Origin of the sequence: Blattabacterium cuenoti, assembly GCF_014251635.1 — a bacterium.
Taxonomy (GTDB): Bacteria; Bacteroidota; Bacteroidia; order Flavobacteriales; family Blattabacteriaceae; genus Blattabacterium; species Blattabacterium cuenoti_S.
Genome location: NZ_CP059194.1, coordinates 567,138 through 584,399, shown reverse-complemented (window position 1 = coordinate 584,399; position 17,262 = coordinate 567,138). Strand labels below are relative to the sequence as shown.

Below are 17,262 nucleotides of genomic sequence, written 5' to 3'. Positions count from 1 at the left end.
TTGTAAGTATTACAATAATTTATTTCTATTTTCTTTTTGGAAAAAATAGTTTTGATGAAAATAATCCAATGATATGGAAAAAAAGAGAATACAAATTTTGGATACAACTCTACGAGATGGAGAACAGGTTCCTGGGTGTAAATTAAATACGAAAGAAAAAGTAAGAATCGCTAAAAAATTAGACTCTTTAGGAGTCGATGTAATAGAAGCAGGATTTCCCACTTCAAGTCCAGGAGATTATAAATCCGTTCAAGAAATATGTAAATCAATTTCACATACTACTGTAATATGTGCCTTATCTAGAGCTGTAGAAAAGGATATAGAAGTAGCGGGGTCAGCATTAAAATATGCTAAGAGACCTAGAATTCACACTGGAATAGGAACTTCAAATTGTCATATTCGTTATAAATTTAATAGCACTCCAGAAAAAATTATAGAAAGAGCTATATATGCAGTGAAATATGCAAAAAGGTTTGTAGAAGATGTGGAATTTTATGCTGAAGATGCAGGACGTACAGAAAATGAATTTTTAGCAAAAGTTTGTGAAAATGTGATTAAAAATGGAGCAACGGTAATTAATATCCCAGATACTACAGGATATTGTTTACCAGAAGAATATGGAAATAAAATACGTTTTTTAAAGGAAAATGTAAAAGGAATTCATAAGATAATATTATCTACTCACTGTCATAATGACTTAGGATTAGCTACAGCTAATTCATTATCTGGAATTATGAGTGGAGCAGAACAAGTAGAATGCACTATGAATGGAATTGGAGAAAGAGCTGGAAACACTTCTTTAGAAGAAATTGTTATGATTATTAAGCAAAATTCTCATTTAAATTTGTTTACTAATATTAATACAAAATTAATTTCTTCTACAAGTACCTTGGTATCAGAATGTACGGGAATGAAAGTGCAAGCCAATAAAGCTATAGTGGGAATTAACGCTTTTTCTCATTCTTCTGGAATTCATCAAGATGGAGTCATTAAAAAAAGGGAAACTTATGAAAGCATTAATCCAGAAGATGTTGGAATAGATCAGTCTTCAATAATTCTTACAGCGAGAAGTGGTCGGGCAGCTCTAGCATATCGTTATAATAAATTGGGGTATTTATTAAATAAACATTCTTTAGATTTAGTTTATTCTATTTTTTTGAAATATGCAGATGAAAAGAAAGAAATATCTGATATGGAATTAAAAATCATATTAAAAAAAGCTAATTTGAATAATAATAAAAATAAAGTATTGCATATCAATACGAATAATAGTAGTATAAGAATAAATGTCGTATAATAGTATAAAAATGTCAAAATCATTATTTGATAAAATTTGGGAGGCGCATGTTGTTAAAAAATTGGAAAATGAAATATATATTCTTTATATAGATAGACATTATATTCATGAAGTTACAAGCCCTCAAGCATTTCTAGAGTTAAAAAAAAGGAATTTATCTATTTTTAGACCCAATCAAATTATAGCTACTGCAGACCATAACGTACCTACAATTAATCAGCATTTACCAATTTCAGATCCTTTATCTAGAAAGCAAATAAATTTATTAACAGATAATTGCAATAAATTTGGAATCACCCTATATGAATTAGGGAATCAAAATAATGGGATAGTTCATGTTATTGGACCTGAATTAGGTTATACTTTACCCGGTATGACAATAGTTTGTGGGGATAGTCACACTTCCACTCATGGAGCTTTTGGCTGTATAGCTTTCGGAATTGGAACAAGTCAAGTTACTATGGTTATGGCAAGTCAATGTTTATTGTTATCCAAGCCTAAACAAATGAAAATACAATTAAATGGAAATTTAAGAAGAGGAGTAACTCCGAAAGATGTTATTTTATATATCATATCAAAATTAGGAGTGGATGTTGGAGTTGGATATTTTATAGAATATACGGGGGATACTATTAAAAAAATGAGCATGGAAGGAAGAATGACTATTTGTAATATGAGCATTGAGATGGGGGCAAAAGGTGGATTAATAGCTCCAGATAAAATCACTTTTGATTATGTAAAAAAATGTAAGGAATTTCAAAAAATTAAAACAAAAGAGAAACAAATTATAAAATATTGGGAATCTTTAAAAACAGATGATAAGATAATATTTGATAAAGAATATCTATTAAAAGCTGAAGATATTGAACCTATGATAACATATGGAACAAATCCCGGAATGTCAATAAAAATATCAGAAAAAATACCAAAATCAGGAATAGATTATAAGTCTTTAGATTATATGGGGTTTTCATTAGGTGAATCTTTGATAGGAAAGACAATTAATTATATTTTTATAGGAAGTTGCACAAATTCTAGAATAGAAGATTTGAGATTGGTGGCCTCTATAATAAAAGGAAAAAAAAAAGCGAATCATGTACAAGTAATGATAGTCCCTGGATCCAATCAAGTCGTAAAACAAGTTAAAAAAGAAGGATTAGATAAGATTTTTAAAAAATCTGGATTTGATTTTCGTCAACCAGGATGTTCTGCTTGTTTAGGTATGAATGAAGATAAGATCCCTGCAGGAGAATATTGTATTTCTACATCTAATAGAAATTTTGAAGGAAGACAGGGTCCAGGATCTCGTACTTTACTTGCTAGTCCTTTAACTGCAGCTATTGTAGCTGTTGAAGGTAAAATTGTAGATATTAATAAATATATTTATGAAAAAATTTACGACGTTAATTAGTCAGGCTGTTCCATTATTTATAGAGGATGTAGATACAGATCAAATTATTCCTGCTCGTTTTTTAAAAAAAATTGAACCTGAAGAATGTGGAAAAAATCTTTTTATGGATTGGCGTTATCAAAAAGATGGTTCCTTAAATAAAAATTTTATATTAAACGATTCTAATTTTCATGGAAAAATTCTTTTATCAGGAAGGAATTTTGGTTGTGGGTCCAGTCGTGAACATGCTGTATGGGCTATTTTTTATTATGGATTTAGGGTAATAATATCTAGTTTTTTTGCTGATATTTTTAAAGAAAATGCATTAAATAATGGACTATTAGTAGTAGAAGTGTCCGAATATTTCTTAAATAAATTATTTAATGCAGTTGAAAAAAATCCGAAAATTCAAATAAAAGTTGATTTAATTAATCAAAAGGTTACAATTATAAAAACTGGAGAATTTGATAAATTTCATATACATCCATATAAAAAAAATTCTTTCATATATGGTTATGATGATATAGACTTTTTAATTTCTATCAAAGATAATGTAGAAAATTTTGAAAAAAATAGAAGATTTTTTTAATATGAAAAAAAATATTTCTGTAATAGAAGGAGATGGAATAGGGCCTGAAATTATAAGACAAACGATAAAAGTTTTAAATTCCATCGCTATAAAATACGGTCACGATTTTCATTATAAAAATATTTTAGCTGGATCTAAAGCCATAGAAAAATTAGGGGATCCTATGCCAAAAGAAACTATAGATAATTGTTTAAAATCAGATGCTGTTTTATTTGGTTGTATAGGAGACCCTAAACACGATCATAATCCAATAGGAATGAGGCCTGAAGACGGATTGTTAAAACTCAGAAAAAAAATGAATTTATATTGTAATATTCGTCCTATAGTAGTATTTCCAAAATTAGATAAATCTCCTATAAAAAAGGAATTATTAAATGGAGTAGATTTTATTATATATCGTGAATTAACGGGAGGGATTTATTTTGGAGAAAAAGGTCGTAGTAAAAATGGAGAAAAAGCATATGATTATTGTATTTATTCCAAATCAGAAATCGAAAGAATTGGGGAAATGGCTTTTAAAGCTGCTCTTTTTCGTAAAAAAAAAGTAACACTGGTGGATAAGGCGAATGTATTAGAAACTTCTAGATTGTGGAGAGAAGTTATTAAAAAAATATCGTTAGATTACCCAGATGTGTCTTTAGATTTTTTGTATGTAGACAACGCATCTATGCAAATTATTATGAATCCAAAAAAATTTGATATTATTTTAACGGATAACATGTTTGGAGATATTCTGTCAGATGAATCTAGTGTTTTAGCAAGTTCAGTAGGATTACTACCTTCTGCTTCGATAGGAGATTGTAAATCGATGTTTGAACCAATACATGGATCTTATCCTCAAGCTAAAGGAAAAAATATTGCAAATCCTTTAGGATGTATTCTTTCAGGTTCTATGATGTTAGAATATTTTGGAATGCATCAAGAAAAAAATCTTTTAGAAAAAGCTGTGAAAAATTCTATTGAAAAAAAAATCTGTACACCAGATGTTATTGATTCAAAATTATCTTCTACTACTGAAGAAGTAGGTGATTGTATAGAAAAATATATTATAAATCAATAAATTTTTTCTACGATTGGAATTCTAGGATCTAGAATATCAGAAATTCTTTTAATAAGAAATGGGAGAACATTTATTTTATAATCTAAATATGTTATGTTTGTTTTTTGAATTTTTTGTATATGAAAAATATTTATAGGAACTTGGAATATACTTCCATTCATTTCGGGAGAAACAATTCCTATAATAGGAGGTTTTTTTTTACTTCCTTTAAATGCAGGGGATTTAAACCATAAATAAATATAAATAAGCAATTGCATGATTTTTGCTTGATTTATATCAGAGAAAATGTTTTCCATATTTTTTAAAGAAATATTTATCTCTTTGATTTTTGAAAATCCTATCTTGTAATCAAGAATACGAGTAATTCCATCATACTCATCTATACGATCTATAATACCATGCAAATTTACCTTTATCGGGCCAACATTTAATCTTGCAGATACTTTCCGTTCTATTTCTTTTATAAAAATTTTATGTCCGTTAATAACAAATTTTTCTTCCCATGAAATAAAATTTTCTATATAATTTTTTATGACATAATAAAAAAACATATTATTTCCTTCAATAATTTCTTCTTTTTCTAAAAGAACTTTTTTTATAGTAGATTCATAATTTTTTTTCATTTTATGAATATACTCAATGGTAATCAAATTCCCTTTTATAGGATCATATAAAATTTTTAATGTTTGATGAATAATTTTTCCTATTTTTTTTTTATAAGACGTTTTTTCTAGGTTATTTAATTTCAGTATTTTCTTATAATAGAATAAAAGAGGATTATAATTATATAAATAAATGGAAGAAGGAGATAATCCTTTATATATTAATTCATGTAAACGCTGAATAATCGATTTCGTTTTATTAATTACAATAGGAAGTCTTTTTGAGATTATAGGAAAAAATGGTTTATTTATTTTTTCCGTTGAGATTTTAGAATTTATTTCTATCCTATGAATAAAACGACTTTTTTCCCCAGAATTAATTTCATCTGGTTGATCTTTATATATTAAATATGTTTTTTTGGAAAATTGAATAATCCTTGTTAAATGATGGAAATACCAATTTTCATTGGTGTTATTTATTTGTAATTTTTGATATATATCAAAGGGAATGAATGAATTTTTTTTATGACTTGGTGGGATTACTCCTTCATTAAAGGATGTAATAATCACAATATCAAAATTTTTAAAAAAAACATCTATGAAACCTGTTACATACAATCCTCTTATATTTTTATGCATGTATCGTACATTTTCTGTATGAGTAAACTGTTCATATATGTTAAATAGATCATTGATTCCTATAGATAAATTTTTAGTTTTTCTAACTATTATTCTTAATTTTTGTATATAAGTTTCTAGTTTAAAAAAAAATTTTAGTTCCAAAAAATGTTTTCTTTTTTTCGTAATAAGCAATTTTATAAATTTTCTTATAAAGCTTATAATACTTATAAGAATTATTTTGATATTGTCAGTTGGAATTTTAAAAATAATCCATAAATCATTTTCATATAAATATTTTTTTATTTCGTCTTCGTAAATAAAATCAGAATCATTTTCAATATTAAATTTATTTAATATTGTATTTTTTTTTAAAAAAAATTTTTTAATATATCCATTGGATAATACTCTTATAACATCTTTTTTAGTAAATTTTTTGAATTTATTTTTTTTTAACAGTAATTGAAATATAGAATAAAAAGTATAATAAATAGGAATATCATTTAATGGACAATTAATATTGAAAGAAACATTAATTCTTAATTTTCTTTTTATAGAATGTATTAATGGAATGGTCAAATGGTTATCTCCTGGGATTAAAAGGATTTTGTTAGGTTTTTGATTTTTTTTTATGAATTTACATATGATATCCTCTACAATTCTCAATTGTTCTATTTCTTTTGGAACTCCAATAATTTTTAAATTATCATATTGTAAACGTTTTTTAGAATTCGAAATTATCTTTTTATTTAAAGGCCATGGAGTCGAAATTGAAATATCTTTTTTACATAAATCATAAACTAGTCCTTGTTGAAGAATTTTTTGAGTCAAAATTTTTTCACATTCATTAAATGCAATACTATCAACAAGAAATAATACAATTTTTATATTAAAATTTCGATATAAAAAGGAATCTAAACGAGAAATCGCTGTTTTGAAAAGCATTCCATGATAAGCAATTCCTTTTTTTAGAAGTTGAGATTGTAAAATATAATAGTATTTATGAATTTTTTCCCAAAAAAAATTTTTTTCTTGTTCTAAAAGATCAAGATTCCATTTGTTTATCTTTTCTCTAGAAATAATGCAAGAGAAAAAAGATTCAACATTAACCATGTTAAAATCTATATTTTGAAAATCATTTAATATTTTAGGTCCCCAATTAAAAAAATCATGAAAATTTTTTTCTATGAAATCATTTTTTTTTAAAATAGAAAAAAAGTAAAGTAAAGTTGAATGATTATCTAAAGTTTTGAGTTCAGAAATATTTTCAAAAAATTCTTTTATTGTAAAAAAATTAGTTTTTGAACTGAATTTTGAATTGTATTTATTTTTTATATATTCTATAATAGTAGGATCTTTTGATATAAAAAAGATTTTTTTATTGAAGTTTTCGAATATAATATCTTTAATAATTTTATCAACTTTTTTTTTCACGAGAAAAAAATCTTTTTATATTGATTTCGTCTATACATATTTGTTTTTTCAATTCTTGTATAGAGTTAAATTTTTTTTCTTCACGTATTATGTGAATCATTAAAATATCTATTTTTTTTCCATATATATTTTCAAAAAAATCAAATATATGCACTTCTATTTTTATTTTTTTATTTTCTTTCTCTATAGTGGGGTTAATTCCTATATTTAACATTCCTAAATATATGTTATTAAAATAATTAATTTTTACAGCATAGACCCCCTTTTTAGGAATCAATTTTTGAGAGTCCACTTGTAGATTTGCAGTTGGAAAATTCATCATTCTTCCTATGCCTTTTCCTGGGATGACATTTCCAGATAATGTATAGAAATATCCTAAAGCTTGATTTGCCCATTGTATATTTCCTAATAAAAGAGATTCACGTATATGAGTCGAGCTAATGACTTTTTCTCTTAATTTATGAGGACTTACTTGATAAACTTTTATTTTATAAATATGAGATAATTTTTTTAATTCTTCGTAAGAATTATCTCTGTTTTTTCCAATATGAGAATCGTATCCAGTAATGATTTGTTGAATTTTATATTTAGGATGTAAAATTTTTTTTAAAAAGTCTTTTGTTCTTAATTTTGAAAAATCTATAGTAAAAGGATGAATGATTAAATGCTCTATTCCTGTTTTTTTTAAATTATATATTCTTTCAGAAAGAGTATTTAAGTAAAAAAAATTTTTATTAGAGTTCAATATTTCTTTTGGATGTGGATGAAAAGTAAGCAAAACGGAAGAATATTTTTTTTGAGATCTAAAAATCAAGTTTTTAATAATTTTTTGATGACCTATATGAACGCCATCAAAAATTCCAAGTGTAAATACACATGGATATAAAGAAGAAAATTCATCAATCAATGAATAAACTTTCAAAATTGTTATCTTTTTTCTCTTACATTTACAATTACAAATTTAACTGTATAAATATTTAAAAAAAAGGGATTACATGATGCATCAAAAAAAATTTAAAGGAATAATTACTCAAATTATAGGACCAGTAATCGATGTTTCTTTTAAAGAAGGTTCTTATCTTCCTAAAATTTATGATGCTTTGGAAGTATATTCATATAAAAAAAATAAAATTGTATTGGAAGTTCAACAACATATGGGAGATAGGAATGTTCGTTGTATATCTATGGAAGTTACGGACGGATTGCAAAGAGGTCAAGTAGTTTATGCATTAGATAAACCAATTTGTGTACCTGTAGGTGAATCTATTAATGGTAGGGTTTTTAATGTATTAGGAGATTGTATAGACGGATTAGGAGATGTAGATAGATCGGATAGCAAGCCTATTCACAGTAAGTCTCCTGCATTTGTAGATTTATCTACTGATACAGAAATTTTGTATACAGGAATTAAGGTTATAGATTTAATAGAACCTTATCCTAAAGGAGGAAAGATTGGTTTATTTGGAGGGGCAGGGGTTGGAAAAACTGTATTAATACAAGAATTAATTAATAATGTAGCAAAAGGACACGGAGGCCGATCTGTTTTTGCAGGAGTAGGAGAAAGATCTAGAGAAGGAAACGATTTATTAAGAGAAATGTTGGAATCTGGAATTATAAAATATGGAAAGTCTTTTATGGAATCTATGAAAAAAGGATATTGGGATCTTTCTAAGATAGATAAAGAATCTTTGAAGGAATCTAAAGCGGCTTTTGTTTTTGGTCAAATGAACGAACCACCTGGAGCCAGAGCAAGAGTGGCTTTATCCGGATTAACATTAGCAGAATATTATAGAGATCAATATTTAGAAGGAAAAAAAGGACAAGATGTATTATTTTTTATAGACAATATATTTCGTTTTACTCAAGCTGGATCAGAAATTTCTGCGTTATTAGGAAGAATTCCTTCATCAGTAGGATATCAGCCGACTTTATCTTCTGAAATGGGCTCTATGCAAGAAAGAATAACTTCTACAAAAACAGGGTCTATCACTTCAGTTCAAGCGGTTTATGTTCCTGCAGACGATTTAACAGACCCTGCTCCTGCTATCACATTTTCACATTTAGATGCAACTACCGTTCTTTCTAGAAAAATAGCATCTTTAGGAATTTACCCTGCAGTAGATCCTCTAGATTCTACTTCACGTATTTTATCTCCAGATATAATAAATGAAAATCATTATAATTGCGCACAAAAGGTGAAAGAAATTTTACAAAAATATAATTCTTTACAAGATATTATAGCTATTCTCGGAATAGAAGAATTAAGTGAAGAAGATCAATTAATAGTTGCTAGAGCTAGACGTGTTCAACGTTTTTTATCTCAACCATTTCATGTGGCAAAACAATTTACGGGAATAGAAGGAGAATTTGTAAAAATTGAAGACACTATAAAAGGATTCAATATGATAATAGATGGAGAGTTGGATGGTATTCCAGAAGCCGCTTTTAATTTAAAAGGAACTATTGAACAAGTTATAGAAAGTGGAAAAAAAATGTTATTGACATAATTGTCATAAATGAATTTTATGAAAATAAAAATTATTAGCTCTCATAAAATTTTGTATCAAGAAAATATAATTTCTATTATAGCTCCTGGATATCATGGGTATTTTCAAATATTAAAAAATCATACTCCATTTATTTCTATATTAAAAAATGGTTGTTTAAAATTAGAATCAAAAAATGTAAAAAAGAAAATAAAGATAGAAGGTGGACTTTTACAAGTGAAAAAAAATCTGATTGTTATAATTTTATGATAATTTGGATAAACTAAATTCCATATATTCTTTTCTATTTTTAAATATTTTTATAGCGTTAAAAATTGCTTCTTCAAATGAACTTTCATTAGCAATTCCTTTTTTAGCTATATCATAGGCGACTCCATGATCAGGAGATGTCCGTATATGAGAAAGTCCAGCTGTAAAATTCACTCCATGATTAAAAGTTAGGGTTTTAAAAGGGATTAATCCTTGATCGTGATACATAGCTAAAACTGCATCAAAATTTCGATAGCTTTGATTTCCAAAAAAACTATCTGAAGGATAAGGCCCAAAAACTAACCATCCTTGTTTTTGAAATAAACTATCAATAGCTGGTTTAATTTTTATTTTTTCTTCATTTCCTATTAATCCATTATCACTGGAATGTGGATTACATCCTAAAACTGCAATTTTAGGTTTTTCTACAGAAAAATCAATGATAAGAGATTTACGTAAAATTTTTATTGATTTTATTATTTTTTTAATATTTAATTCTGAACTTACCCTTTTTAAGGGTAAATGATTGGTAACTAATGCAATTTTTAAAAAATCGTGAATCATTAACATTAAGGATTCTCCTCCCAAAACATTCTGTAGATATTCAGTATGACCAAAAAATGAAAAATTTTTGAAATTCATGTGTTTTTTATTAACAGGAGCTGTTACAAGTACATCTATTTTTCCTTCTTTTAAAGCTTTTACTGCTTTTTTTAAAGATGAAATAGGGTATTTTCCTGATTCAGGATGATTTATTTTTATAGATTCAAATTTAATATCATCTTTCCAAATATTGAAAATATTGATTTTATAATCAACTACTTCTTTAAAATTTTTAACTTCTCGTATATTATTGATTTCCATATTTAAAATTTTTTTATAATAAAAACATAATTTGGTAGATCCAAATAATATCGGAGTAAAAAAATCTAAAAGTTTTTTTTTTGAACACACTTTCAAAAAAATCTCTATTCCTATTCCGTTAATATCACCCGTGGTAAATCCGACTTTAATTTTTTTTTTTATATGATTCATATATATAATTTAGTTTAAAATATGAAAAAAATTATCAACCATTATGTTTACTGGGATAATAGAATGCACTACAAAAGTGCATCAATTTAATCGTGAAAAAAATAATCTTCGTATAACTTTAAATAATCCATTTTTAAATAACGAAATTCAAATCAATCAGAGTATTTGTCATAATGGAGTATGTTTAAGTATTATGGATATAAATAAAAAAACTTATTCAGTTATAGCTTCTGAAGAAACTTTATTATGCTCTAACTTTAATTTTTTAAAAATTCAAGATGAAGTAAATTTGGAAAGGGGAGTAATGTTGCATGAAAGATTAAATGGACATATAGTTCAAGGACATGTGGATACAACTGTTACGATAATTAAGATTGAAAATAGAAATGGAAGTTGGCTCTTTTTTTTTCAATCTAAAAATAAATTGGATCAACTAGTTGTAGAAAAAGGTTCTATTACTATTAATGGAATAAGTCTTACTATAATAAAATGTGATCAATATACATTCAACGTTTCTATTCTTCCTTTCACTTATGAAAAAACCAATCTTCATTTAATGAAGATTGGTGATATTGTAAATGTAGAATTTGATATACTAGCAAAATATATTAATAAATCTATACAAAAACATTGTAAAAAATAGATAAATATATTTACTTATTCTATTCTACTCTAAAACAGGTTCTCCAGACAAAATATTTTTATCTATATATTGTCTATATATATTAAAATGTTGAATAAATTTTTTAGCAAGTATTTTGACTTGATTTTGATACATTTTTTCATTACTCCATGAATTTTTCGGATTCAATATACTAGAAGATATTCCTGGACAAGATTTCGGTATTTGAAAATTAAAAATAGGATATTTTTCGTAAGAGACTCCTGACAAAAAACCGTTTAAAGCATTTTGCACAATTTTACGTGTATCATCTAATTTTATACGATATCCAGATGATAATCCTCCAGATATCAATCCGGTATTAATCATCCAAACATTGATTTCAGTATTATCTAATTTTTTCATTAACATTTTCGTATATTGAACGGGATGTAAAGGCATAAATGGAGCTCCAAAACAAGAAGAAAAAGTTGCTTTTGGTTTTTTAATATTTAATTCAGTTCCAGCAACTTTAGATGTATACCCTAACAAAAAATAATAAGAAGATTGTGCTTTATTAAGTTTAGCTATAGGAGGTAAAACCCCAAAAGCGTCGTATGTTAGGAAAAAAATATTTCTTATATTAGAAGACAATAGTTTTCTTTCAATATTTTTTATAAAATAAATAGGGTAGCTTATTCTCATATTTTGAGTAATGGTGTCATTTAAAAAATCGACTTCTTTAGTTTTTTTTTTGAAAATTACGTTTTCTAACATTGCTCCTTTTCTTATCGCATGATAAATCATAGGTTCATTTTTTTTAGAAATACCCAATATTTTAGCATAACATCCTCCTTCAAAATTAAATACAATATTATCATAAGTCCATCCATGTTCATCATCCCCAACCAAATTTCTATTTATATCATTAGAAATAGTAGTTTTTCCTGTTCCAGATAATCCAAAAAATAAAGCTGTATCTTTTTTATGTTTTCCTACATTTGCGGCACAATGCATAGGAAAAACATTTTTATACATAGGGAGGATAAAATTGAGAACAGAAAATATAGATTTTTTAATTTCTCCTGTATATCCTGACCCTCCAATCAGGATTACTTTTCTCGAAAAATTTAATATAGAAAAATTTTTATTTCGTGTCCCATCTTTTACAGGGTTAGCCTGGAATCCTGGAGCACACAATAATAACCAATCTGGTAAAATTTTTTCCAATTTTGTGAATCTTAAAAAAAGATTATGAATAAATAAATCAGACCACGGATATTCACTAATAGAACGAACATTTAATTGATAACGATTATCGGAACAAAGATATCCATCTCTGATATATAATGTTTTTCCAGATAAATATTGTGCAAATTTTTGATATAAAAAATCAAATTTTTCTGAATCGAAAGATTGATTAAATTTTTCATCCCACCAAACTTTTTGTTCTGTAATCTTATCTTTTACAATAAATCTATCTTCGGGGGATCTTCCAGTGAATACCCCTGTATTTATTGCTAAAACCCCTGATTTTGTTTCAATTCCCATTTTTTTTTGAATAATAATTTTTTGTAGTTCATAAGGCGTAAGTTGCCAATTATATGAAGAATTCAAAATTCCATAATTTTTTAGAGAAAAAGAGATCATATGTCATGTACTATTTATGCGTAAAGCAAATTTATATATGATTTACAAAAGTTTACTAATTTTGTATCATAAAAAAAATTATGAATCTATGTCTGACATTGCATCAAAAGTTAACGCTCTTATTGTAGAAAAATTAAACGTAGAAGAAAGTGAGATTACTCCTACCGCTAGTTTCACTAATGATTTAGGAGCAGATTCCCTAGATATAGTAGAACTCATTATGGAGTTTGAGAAAGAGTTTAACATTAGTATCTCAGATGAGAAAGCTGAAAAAATAACAACAGTAGGTGAAGCCGTTCAGGCTATAGAAAATCTTTTAATGGAAAAAAAAAATGTAGAAGAAAAAAAAACTGATTAGATTATACAGGTATTTATTTTTTTTATGTGTAGATATGGAGAAATTAAAAAAAGTAGTGGTTACTGGTATCGGTTCTATTACGCCTATAGGTAATACTGTAGAAGAGTATTGGTTTTCTCTTATTAACGGAAAAAATGGTTGTAATCCCATTACTTATTTCAATACTAAAAAATATAAAACTAAATTTGCTTGCGAATTAAAAAATTATGATTCAAGTGTTTTTTTCAATAAAAAAGAAAAACGAAAATTAGATCCTTGTGCACAATATGGGATTGTCGCTTCTGAAGAAGCGATCAAAAATAGTGAAATTAATTTTTCAAAAGAAGAAAGAGAAAGAATAGGAGTAATTTGGGCATCTGGAATTGGAGGTCTTTTAAATTTAGAAGAATCTATATCAGATTATATACATGGAGGAAAATATCCTAAATTTAGTCCGTTTTTTATTCCAAAAATGCTAATAGATATTACTGCGGGTTTTATTTCTATAAATTATGGTCTTCATGGTCCAAATTATGCGACAGTATCTGCTTGTGCTTCATCTTCTAATGCCATTGTAGATGCTTATCATCTAATATGCTTAGGAAAAGCTGATATTATGATTACTGGAGGATCTGAAGCGGCCATCACACAAAGTGGAGTTGGGGGGTTTAATGCTTTACATGCATTATCTACTAGAAACGAAGATTATCAAACGGCATCACGACCTTTTGATCAAAATAGAGATGGTTTTGTATTAGGAGAAGGAGCAGGATGTCTTGTTCTTGAAGAATATAAACACGCTCAAGAAAGAGGGGCCAAGATATATGCTGAAATAGTAGGAGTAGGAATGTCTGGAGATGCATACCATATTACAGCTCCTCATCCAGAAGGAAAAGGAATTGTTTTAGCTATGAAAAGCGCTATTCGAGATGCTGGGATTGAATGCAAAGAAGTTGATCATATTAATTCTCATGGAACATCTACTAAATTAGGAGATCTTGCAGAAATAAAAGCAATTCAAGAAGTATTTCATGAAAACATACATAATATAAATATTAATTCTACAAAATCTATGACGGGGCATTTATTAGGTGCAGCTGGAGCAATAGAAGCAATTGCTTCTATTCTTCCTATAACAAAAGGGATCATCCCTCCAACTATAAACTTGTTCCATATAGATAAAAATATAGATCCAAAAATTAATTTAACCCCAAATAAAGCAATAAAAAAAAAGGTAAGAATTAGTATGTGCAATACTTTTGGTTTTGGGGGACATAATGTTTGTATTTTATTCAAAAAAATAAATGTTATCTGAAAATAGTGCTATTTTTGAAAAAAATGACTATTCCATATTAGTTGGTCGGTTGATAAAAATATTAGGGTTTTGCCCAAAAAATACAAAATTTTTAAAGGAAGTATTTATATATAGTTTTTCTACTAAAAAAAGAAATTTGAATCAAAATTATTCTATTAATTTTCAAAGATTAGAATTTTTGGGAGATGCTGTATTAAATTCTATAATATCATATTTTTTGTGTGAAAAATTTCCTAAAAAGAAAGAAGGAGAATTAACTCAAATACGATCCAAAATTGTATGTAGAAGAAATTTAAATGAAATTTCTAAAAAATTAACTATTGCAGATATTTTTTTCGATAAATCTATTATGATATCTGATAATATGCTAGGAAATACACTTGAAGCTTTAATCGGATTCATTTATTTGGAGGGAGGATATCAAAGCTGTGAAAATTTTGTACATAAAAAAATTTTACATACTCATGTAAATATTGAAAAATTGCAAAATGAAATTTTCAGTTATAAAGTATGGATTATAGAATGGGCTCAAAAAAATAAATTTTTTATAAATTTTAAAACTTTTAGAGAAGATAAAAATAAAATTATCTATTTATCTGAATTCACAATATCAGAATGTGGAATTCAAACCAAAGGAAGAGGATCTTCGAAAAAAAAATCAGAAGAAATGGCAGCTAAAGAAGCTTACTTGGTTGTTCAAAAACAAAAACAACAAAAAAATACTTAAAAACATAAAATAAAAAAATTAAATGATGTTATGCTTAATATTATTGAGAATAAAGAGAATAAAGAAAAAAAATTTCCTCATATAAAAGAAGGGAAAGGGCATACTTTGATTTTACTTCATGGATTAATGGGGGGCTTAAGCAATTTCAAAGCTCTTTTAGATTTTTTTCCAAAAAAAGGTTATCAAGTTATCATCCCATCATTACCTATTTATAATATGCCATTATTCTTGACTAATATTTATAACATATCTAAATATATAATCCAATTTTTAATGGAAACAGGAATCAAAAAAGCGACTTTAATAGGAAACTCCCTTGGAGGACACATCGCTTTAATCATAGCAAAAAAAAGAATGGATTTAGTACATTCTGTGGTTTTGACAGGAAGTTCAGGCTTATTCGAAAAAGCCTTTGGAGATGCTTTTCCTAAAAGAGAAAATTATGATTATATTAGAAAAAAATCACAAGAAGTTTTTTATAATCCAAATATAGCTACTAAAGAATTAGTAGATGAAGTTTTTCATATTGTAAATGATAAAAAAAAAGGAATTAAAACTCTATATATTGCCAAAAGTGCCATGAAATATAATATGTCTAAAGATTTATCTGTAATTCAGCAACCTATTTGTTTAATTTGGGGAAAACAAGATCAAGTCACCCCTCCAGAAGTCGCAAAAGAATTTCATAGATTATTACCTCATTCAGAATTACATTGGATAGATAAATGCGGGCATGTTCCGATGATGGAACATCCCAAAAAATTTATAGAAATATTAGAAAAATGGCTTTCTAAATTTAATTTTAATCATGAAAATTTTTTCTGTAAAATTTACAGGTAGTTTTACTAATATCAATCAGTTATTTATTCATAATTTTCCTGAATATGCTTTTGTAGGACGTTCTAATGTTGGAAAATCTAGTTTAATAAATAGTATAACTAAAAAAAAAATCGCTAAGGTTTCTTCTTTCCCTGGAAGAACACAAAGCATCAATTATTTTTTAATAAATCATCAATGGTATTTCATAGATTTGCCTGGCTATGGTTTTTTTTCTGTAAAAAAAAATAAAAAAAAGACGCAAAAATTAATCATAGATTATATTTTTCATAAAAAATATATCACTTTTTTATTCTTGTTGATAGATTGTCGGTTTCTTATACAAGAAATAGATTTAAATTTTATACAAAAATTAAACGATATGAAAATGCATTTTTGTGTTGTTTTCACAAAAACGGATAAATTAAAAAATCATAAACTGATTGATGAAAATATTTCTTTCTGTATTAATACAATTCAAAAAAACGGTCTATCTATACCCACATGGGTTAAAGTTTCCGTTAAAAATAAATATGGAATCAACAATATAATTCAATATATTAATAAATTAAATGATTTTTATAGACCTAAGACTCATAAACAAAAACTCATTATTCCTAATTCGTAAGATTTAAATCCAAAACCAAAAATTGTTCCATTACAAACAGGAGATAAGAATGATTTTTTTCTAAAAGATTCTCTAGAATAAATATTAGAGATATGAACTTCTATAACAGGAGAAGGGATAGATTTTATAGCATCAGCAATTCCTATAGAAGTATGTGTATAAGCTCCTGCGTTTAGGATAATTCCATTGTATTTGAATCCTATATAATGTAAAATATCTATAATTTTCCCTTCACTATTATTTTGATAATAAATAATTTCTATATGATTAGATAGTTTTTTTTTTAATTTTTTAATATAATCTAAAAAATTTTCATTTCCGTACAATTCAGGTTCTCTGATTCCTAAAAGATTTAAATTAGGACCATTAATAATGGCTATTTTTTTCATGAAAAAAATATTTTTATA

At 26.3% G+C, this 17,262-nt stretch carries 17 protein-coding genes; 12 read left to right on the top strand and 5 right to left on the bottom strand.

What is annotated here, in order from left to right; genetic code table 11:
- Positions 1 to 73: 73 nt before the first annotated feature.
- The 4 genes from H0H64_RS02850 to leuB are packed head-to-tail and all read left to right on the top strand — an operon-like array spanning position 74 to position 4,336.
- On the top strand, positions 74 to 1,297 hold the full coding sequence (locus H0H64_RS02850; protein ID WP_185857282.1) for a 2-isopropylmalate synthase: 1,224 nt from the start codon (positions 74 to 76) through the stop codon (positions 1,295 to 1,297).
- A gap of 10 nt (positions 1,298 to 1,307) precedes the next feature.
- Positions 1,308 to 2,708 (top strand): 3-isopropylmalate dehydratase large subunit, encoded by a 1,401-nt coding sequence (gene leuC, locus H0H64_RS02845; protein ID WP_185857281.1) that lies wholly within the window; start codon positions 1,308 to 1,310, stop codon positions 2,706 to 2,708.
- On the top strand, positions 2,683 to 3,276 hold the full coding sequence (gene leuD, locus H0H64_RS02840) for a 3-isopropylmalate dehydratase small subunit (protein WP_185857280.1): 594 nt from the start codon (positions 2,683 to 2,685) through the stop codon (positions 3,274 to 3,276). The genes leuC and leuD overlap by 26 nt, the downstream gene beginning before the upstream one ends.
- Position 3,277: 1 nt before the next feature.
- A complete protein-coding gene (leuB, locus tag H0H64_RS02835) occupies positions 3,278 to 4,336 on the top strand; it encodes a 3-isopropylmalate dehydrogenase (RefSeq protein ID WP_185857621.1) in 1,059 nt (352 codons plus the stop codon).
- Here leuB and H0H64_RS02830 read toward each other — a convergent pair.
- Both H0H64_RS02830 and H0H64_RS02825 read right to left on the bottom strand, forming a co-directional pair.
- Entirely contained in the window at positions 4,330 to 6,990 is a 2,661-nt protein-coding gene (locus H0H64_RS02830) for a PD-(D/E)XK nuclease family protein (protein WP_185857279.1), read from the bottom strand. The genes leuB and H0H64_RS02830 overlap by 7 nt on opposite strands.
- Positions 6,974 to 7,912 carry a bifunctional riboflavin kinase/FAD synthetase gene (locus H0H64_RS02825; RefSeq protein WP_185857278.1) on the bottom strand — a complete coding sequence of 313 codons (939 nt, stop codon included), beginning with the start codon at positions 7,910 to 7,912 and terminating at the stop codon, positions 6,974 to 6,976. Before H0H64_RS02825 ends, H0H64_RS02830 begins: the two co-directional genes overlap by 17 nt.
- A gap of 76 nt (positions 7,913 to 7,988) precedes the next feature.
- Between H0H64_RS02825 and atpD the strand changes: the two genes are divergently transcribed.
- Both atpD and H0H64_RS02815 read left to right on the top strand, forming a co-directional pair.
- Positions 7,989 to 9,497 (top strand): F0F1 ATP synthase subunit beta, encoded by a 1,509-nt coding sequence (atpD, locus tag H0H64_RS02820; RefSeq protein ID WP_185857620.1) that lies wholly within the window; start codon positions 7,989 to 7,991, stop codon positions 9,495 to 9,497.
- A gap of 18 nt (positions 9,498 to 9,515) precedes the next feature.
- Complete coding sequence (locus tag H0H64_RS02815) at positions 9,516 to 9,746, top strand: FoF1 ATP synthase subunit delta/epsilon (protein WP_185857277.1); 231 nt, start codon at positions 9,516 to 9,518, stop codon at positions 9,744 to 9,746.
- On the opposite strand, the gene pdxA is transcribed toward H0H64_RS02815, so the two are convergent.
- On the bottom strand, positions 9,741 to 10,781 hold the full coding sequence (pdxA, locus tag H0H64_RS02810; protein WP_185857276.1) for a 4-hydroxythreonine-4-phosphate dehydrogenase PdxA: 1,041 nt from the start codon (positions 10,779 to 10,781) through the stop codon (positions 9,741 to 9,743). The two genes, H0H64_RS02815 and pdxA, sit on opposite strands and share 6 nt — an antisense overlap.
- Positions 10,782 to 10,824: 43 nt before the next feature.
- On the opposite strand from pdxA, the gene H0H64_RS02805 reads away from it, so the two are divergent.
- Positions 10,825 to 11,424 carry a riboflavin synthase gene (locus H0H64_RS02805; protein WP_185857275.1) on the top strand — a complete coding sequence of 200 codons (600 nt, stop codon included), beginning with the start codon at positions 10,825 to 10,827 and terminating at the stop codon, positions 11,422 to 11,424.
- 24 nt (positions 11,425 to 11,448) lie between these two features.
- Here the strand turns inward: H0H64_RS02805 and H0H64_RS02800 are convergent, their stop codons facing one another.
- Positions 11,449 to 13,032, bottom strand: a complete 1,584-nt coding sequence (locus H0H64_RS02800; protein ID WP_185857274.1) for a phosphoenolpyruvate carboxykinase (ATP) — start codon at positions 13,030 to 13,032, stop codon at positions 11,449 to 11,451.
- Between the two features lie 88 nt (positions 13,033 to 13,120).
- Here H0H64_RS02800 and H0H64_RS02795 point away from each other — a divergent pair, with 88 nt between their 5' ends.
- Genes H0H64_RS02795 through yihA form a run of 5 tightly spaced genes read left to right on the top strand, consistent with a single transcriptional unit; the run spans position 13,121 to position 16,855 of the window.
- Complete coding sequence (locus H0H64_RS02795) at positions 13,121 to 13,390, top strand: acyl carrier protein (RefSeq protein ID WP_185857619.1); 270 nt, start codon at positions 13,121 to 13,123, stop codon at positions 13,388 to 13,390.
- Between the two features lie 34 nt (positions 13,391 to 13,424).
- On the top strand, positions 13,425 to 14,684 hold the full coding sequence (fabF, locus tag H0H64_RS02790) for a beta-ketoacyl-ACP synthase II (RefSeq protein WP_185857273.1): 1,260 nt from the start codon (positions 13,425 to 13,427) through the stop codon (positions 14,682 to 14,684).
- Positions 14,674 to 15,411 carry a ribonuclease III family protein gene (locus H0H64_RS02785; RefSeq protein ID WP_185857272.1) on the top strand — a complete coding sequence of 246 codons (738 nt, stop codon included), beginning with the start codon at positions 14,674 to 14,676 and terminating at the stop codon, positions 15,409 to 15,411. The genes fabF and H0H64_RS02785 overlap by 11 nt, the downstream gene beginning before the upstream one ends.
- Positions 15,412 to 15,441: 30 nt before the next feature.
- Positions 15,442 to 16,251 (top strand): alpha/beta fold hydrolase, encoded by an 810-nt coding sequence (locus H0H64_RS02780; protein ID WP_185857271.1) that lies wholly within the window; start codon positions 15,442 to 15,444, stop codon positions 16,249 to 16,251.
- Positions 16,220 to 16,855, top strand: coding sequence for a ribosome biogenesis GTP-binding protein YihA/YsxC (yihA, locus tag H0H64_RS02775; RefSeq protein ID WP_185857270.1), 636 nt, complete (start codon positions 16,220 to 16,222; stop codon positions 16,853 to 16,855). Before H0H64_RS02780 ends, yihA begins: the two co-directional genes overlap by 32 nt.
- Here the strand turns inward: yihA and H0H64_RS02770 are convergent.
- On the bottom strand, positions 16,822 to 17,244 hold the full coding sequence (locus tag H0H64_RS02770; RefSeq protein WP_185857269.1) for a type II 3-dehydroquinate dehydratase: 423 nt from the start codon (positions 17,242 to 17,244) through the stop codon (positions 16,822 to 16,824). The two genes, yihA and H0H64_RS02770, sit on opposite strands and share 34 nt — an antisense overlap.
- Between the last annotated feature and the right edge of the window lie 18 nt (positions 17,245 to 17,262).

Bases quoted from the DNA above. Each gene is read 5' to 3' on its own strand.
- leuC (WP_185857281.1), top strand. From the start codon at position 1,308: ATGTCAAAATCATTATTTGATAAAATTTGGGAGGCGCATGTTGTTAAA.
- leuB (WP_185857621.1), top strand. From the start codon at position 3,278: ATGAAAAAAAATATTTCTGTAATAGAAGGAGATGGAATAGGGCCTGAA.
- fabF (WP_185857273.1), top strand. From the start codon at position 13,425: ATGGAGAAATTAAAAAAAGTAGTGGTTACTGGTATCGGTTCTATTACG.
- pdxA (WP_185857276.1), bottom strand. From the start codon at position 10,781: ATGAATCATATAAAAAAAAAAATTAAAGTCGGATTTACCACGGGTGAT.
- H0H64_RS02795 (WP_185857619.1), top strand. From the start codon at position 13,121: ATGTCTGACATTGCATCAAAAGTTAACGCTCTTATTGTAGAAAAATTA.
- H0H64_RS02805 (WP_185857275.1), top strand. From the start codon at position 10,825: ATGTTTACTGGGATAATAGAATGCACTACAAAAGTGCATCAATTTAAT.
- yihA (WP_185857270.1), top strand. From the start codon at position 16,220: ATGAAAATTTTTTCTGTAAAATTTACAGGTAGTTTTACTAATATCAAT.
- atpD (WP_185857620.1), top strand. From the start codon at position 7,989: ATGCATCAAAAAAAATTTAAAGGAATAATTACTCAAATTATAGGACCA.
- H0H64_RS02850 (WP_185857282.1), top strand. From the start codon at position 74: ATGGAAAAAAAGAGAATACAAATTTTGGATACAACTCTACGAGATGGA.
- leuD (WP_185857280.1), top strand. From the start codon at position 2,683: ATGAAAAAATTTACGACGTTAATTAGTCAGGCTGTTCCATTATTTATA.
- H0H64_RS02770 (WP_185857269.1), bottom strand. From the start codon at position 17,244: ATGAAAAAAATAGCCATTATTAATGGTCCTAATTTAAATCTTTTAGGA.
- H0H64_RS02815 (WP_185857277.1), top strand. From the start codon at position 9,516: ATGAAAATAAAAATTATTAGCTCTCATAAAATTTTGTATCAAGAAAAT.
- H0H64_RS02780 (WP_185857271.1), top strand. From the start codon at position 15,442: ATGCTTAATATTATTGAGAATAAAGAGAATAAAGAAAAAAAATTTCCT.
- H0H64_RS02785 (WP_185857272.1), top strand. From the start codon at position 14,674: ATGTTATCTGAAAATAGTGCTATTTTTGAAAAAAATGACTATTCCATA.
- H0H64_RS02800 (WP_185857274.1), bottom strand. From the start codon at position 13,032: ATGATCTCTTTTTCTCTAAAAAATTATGGAATTTTGAATTCTTCATAT.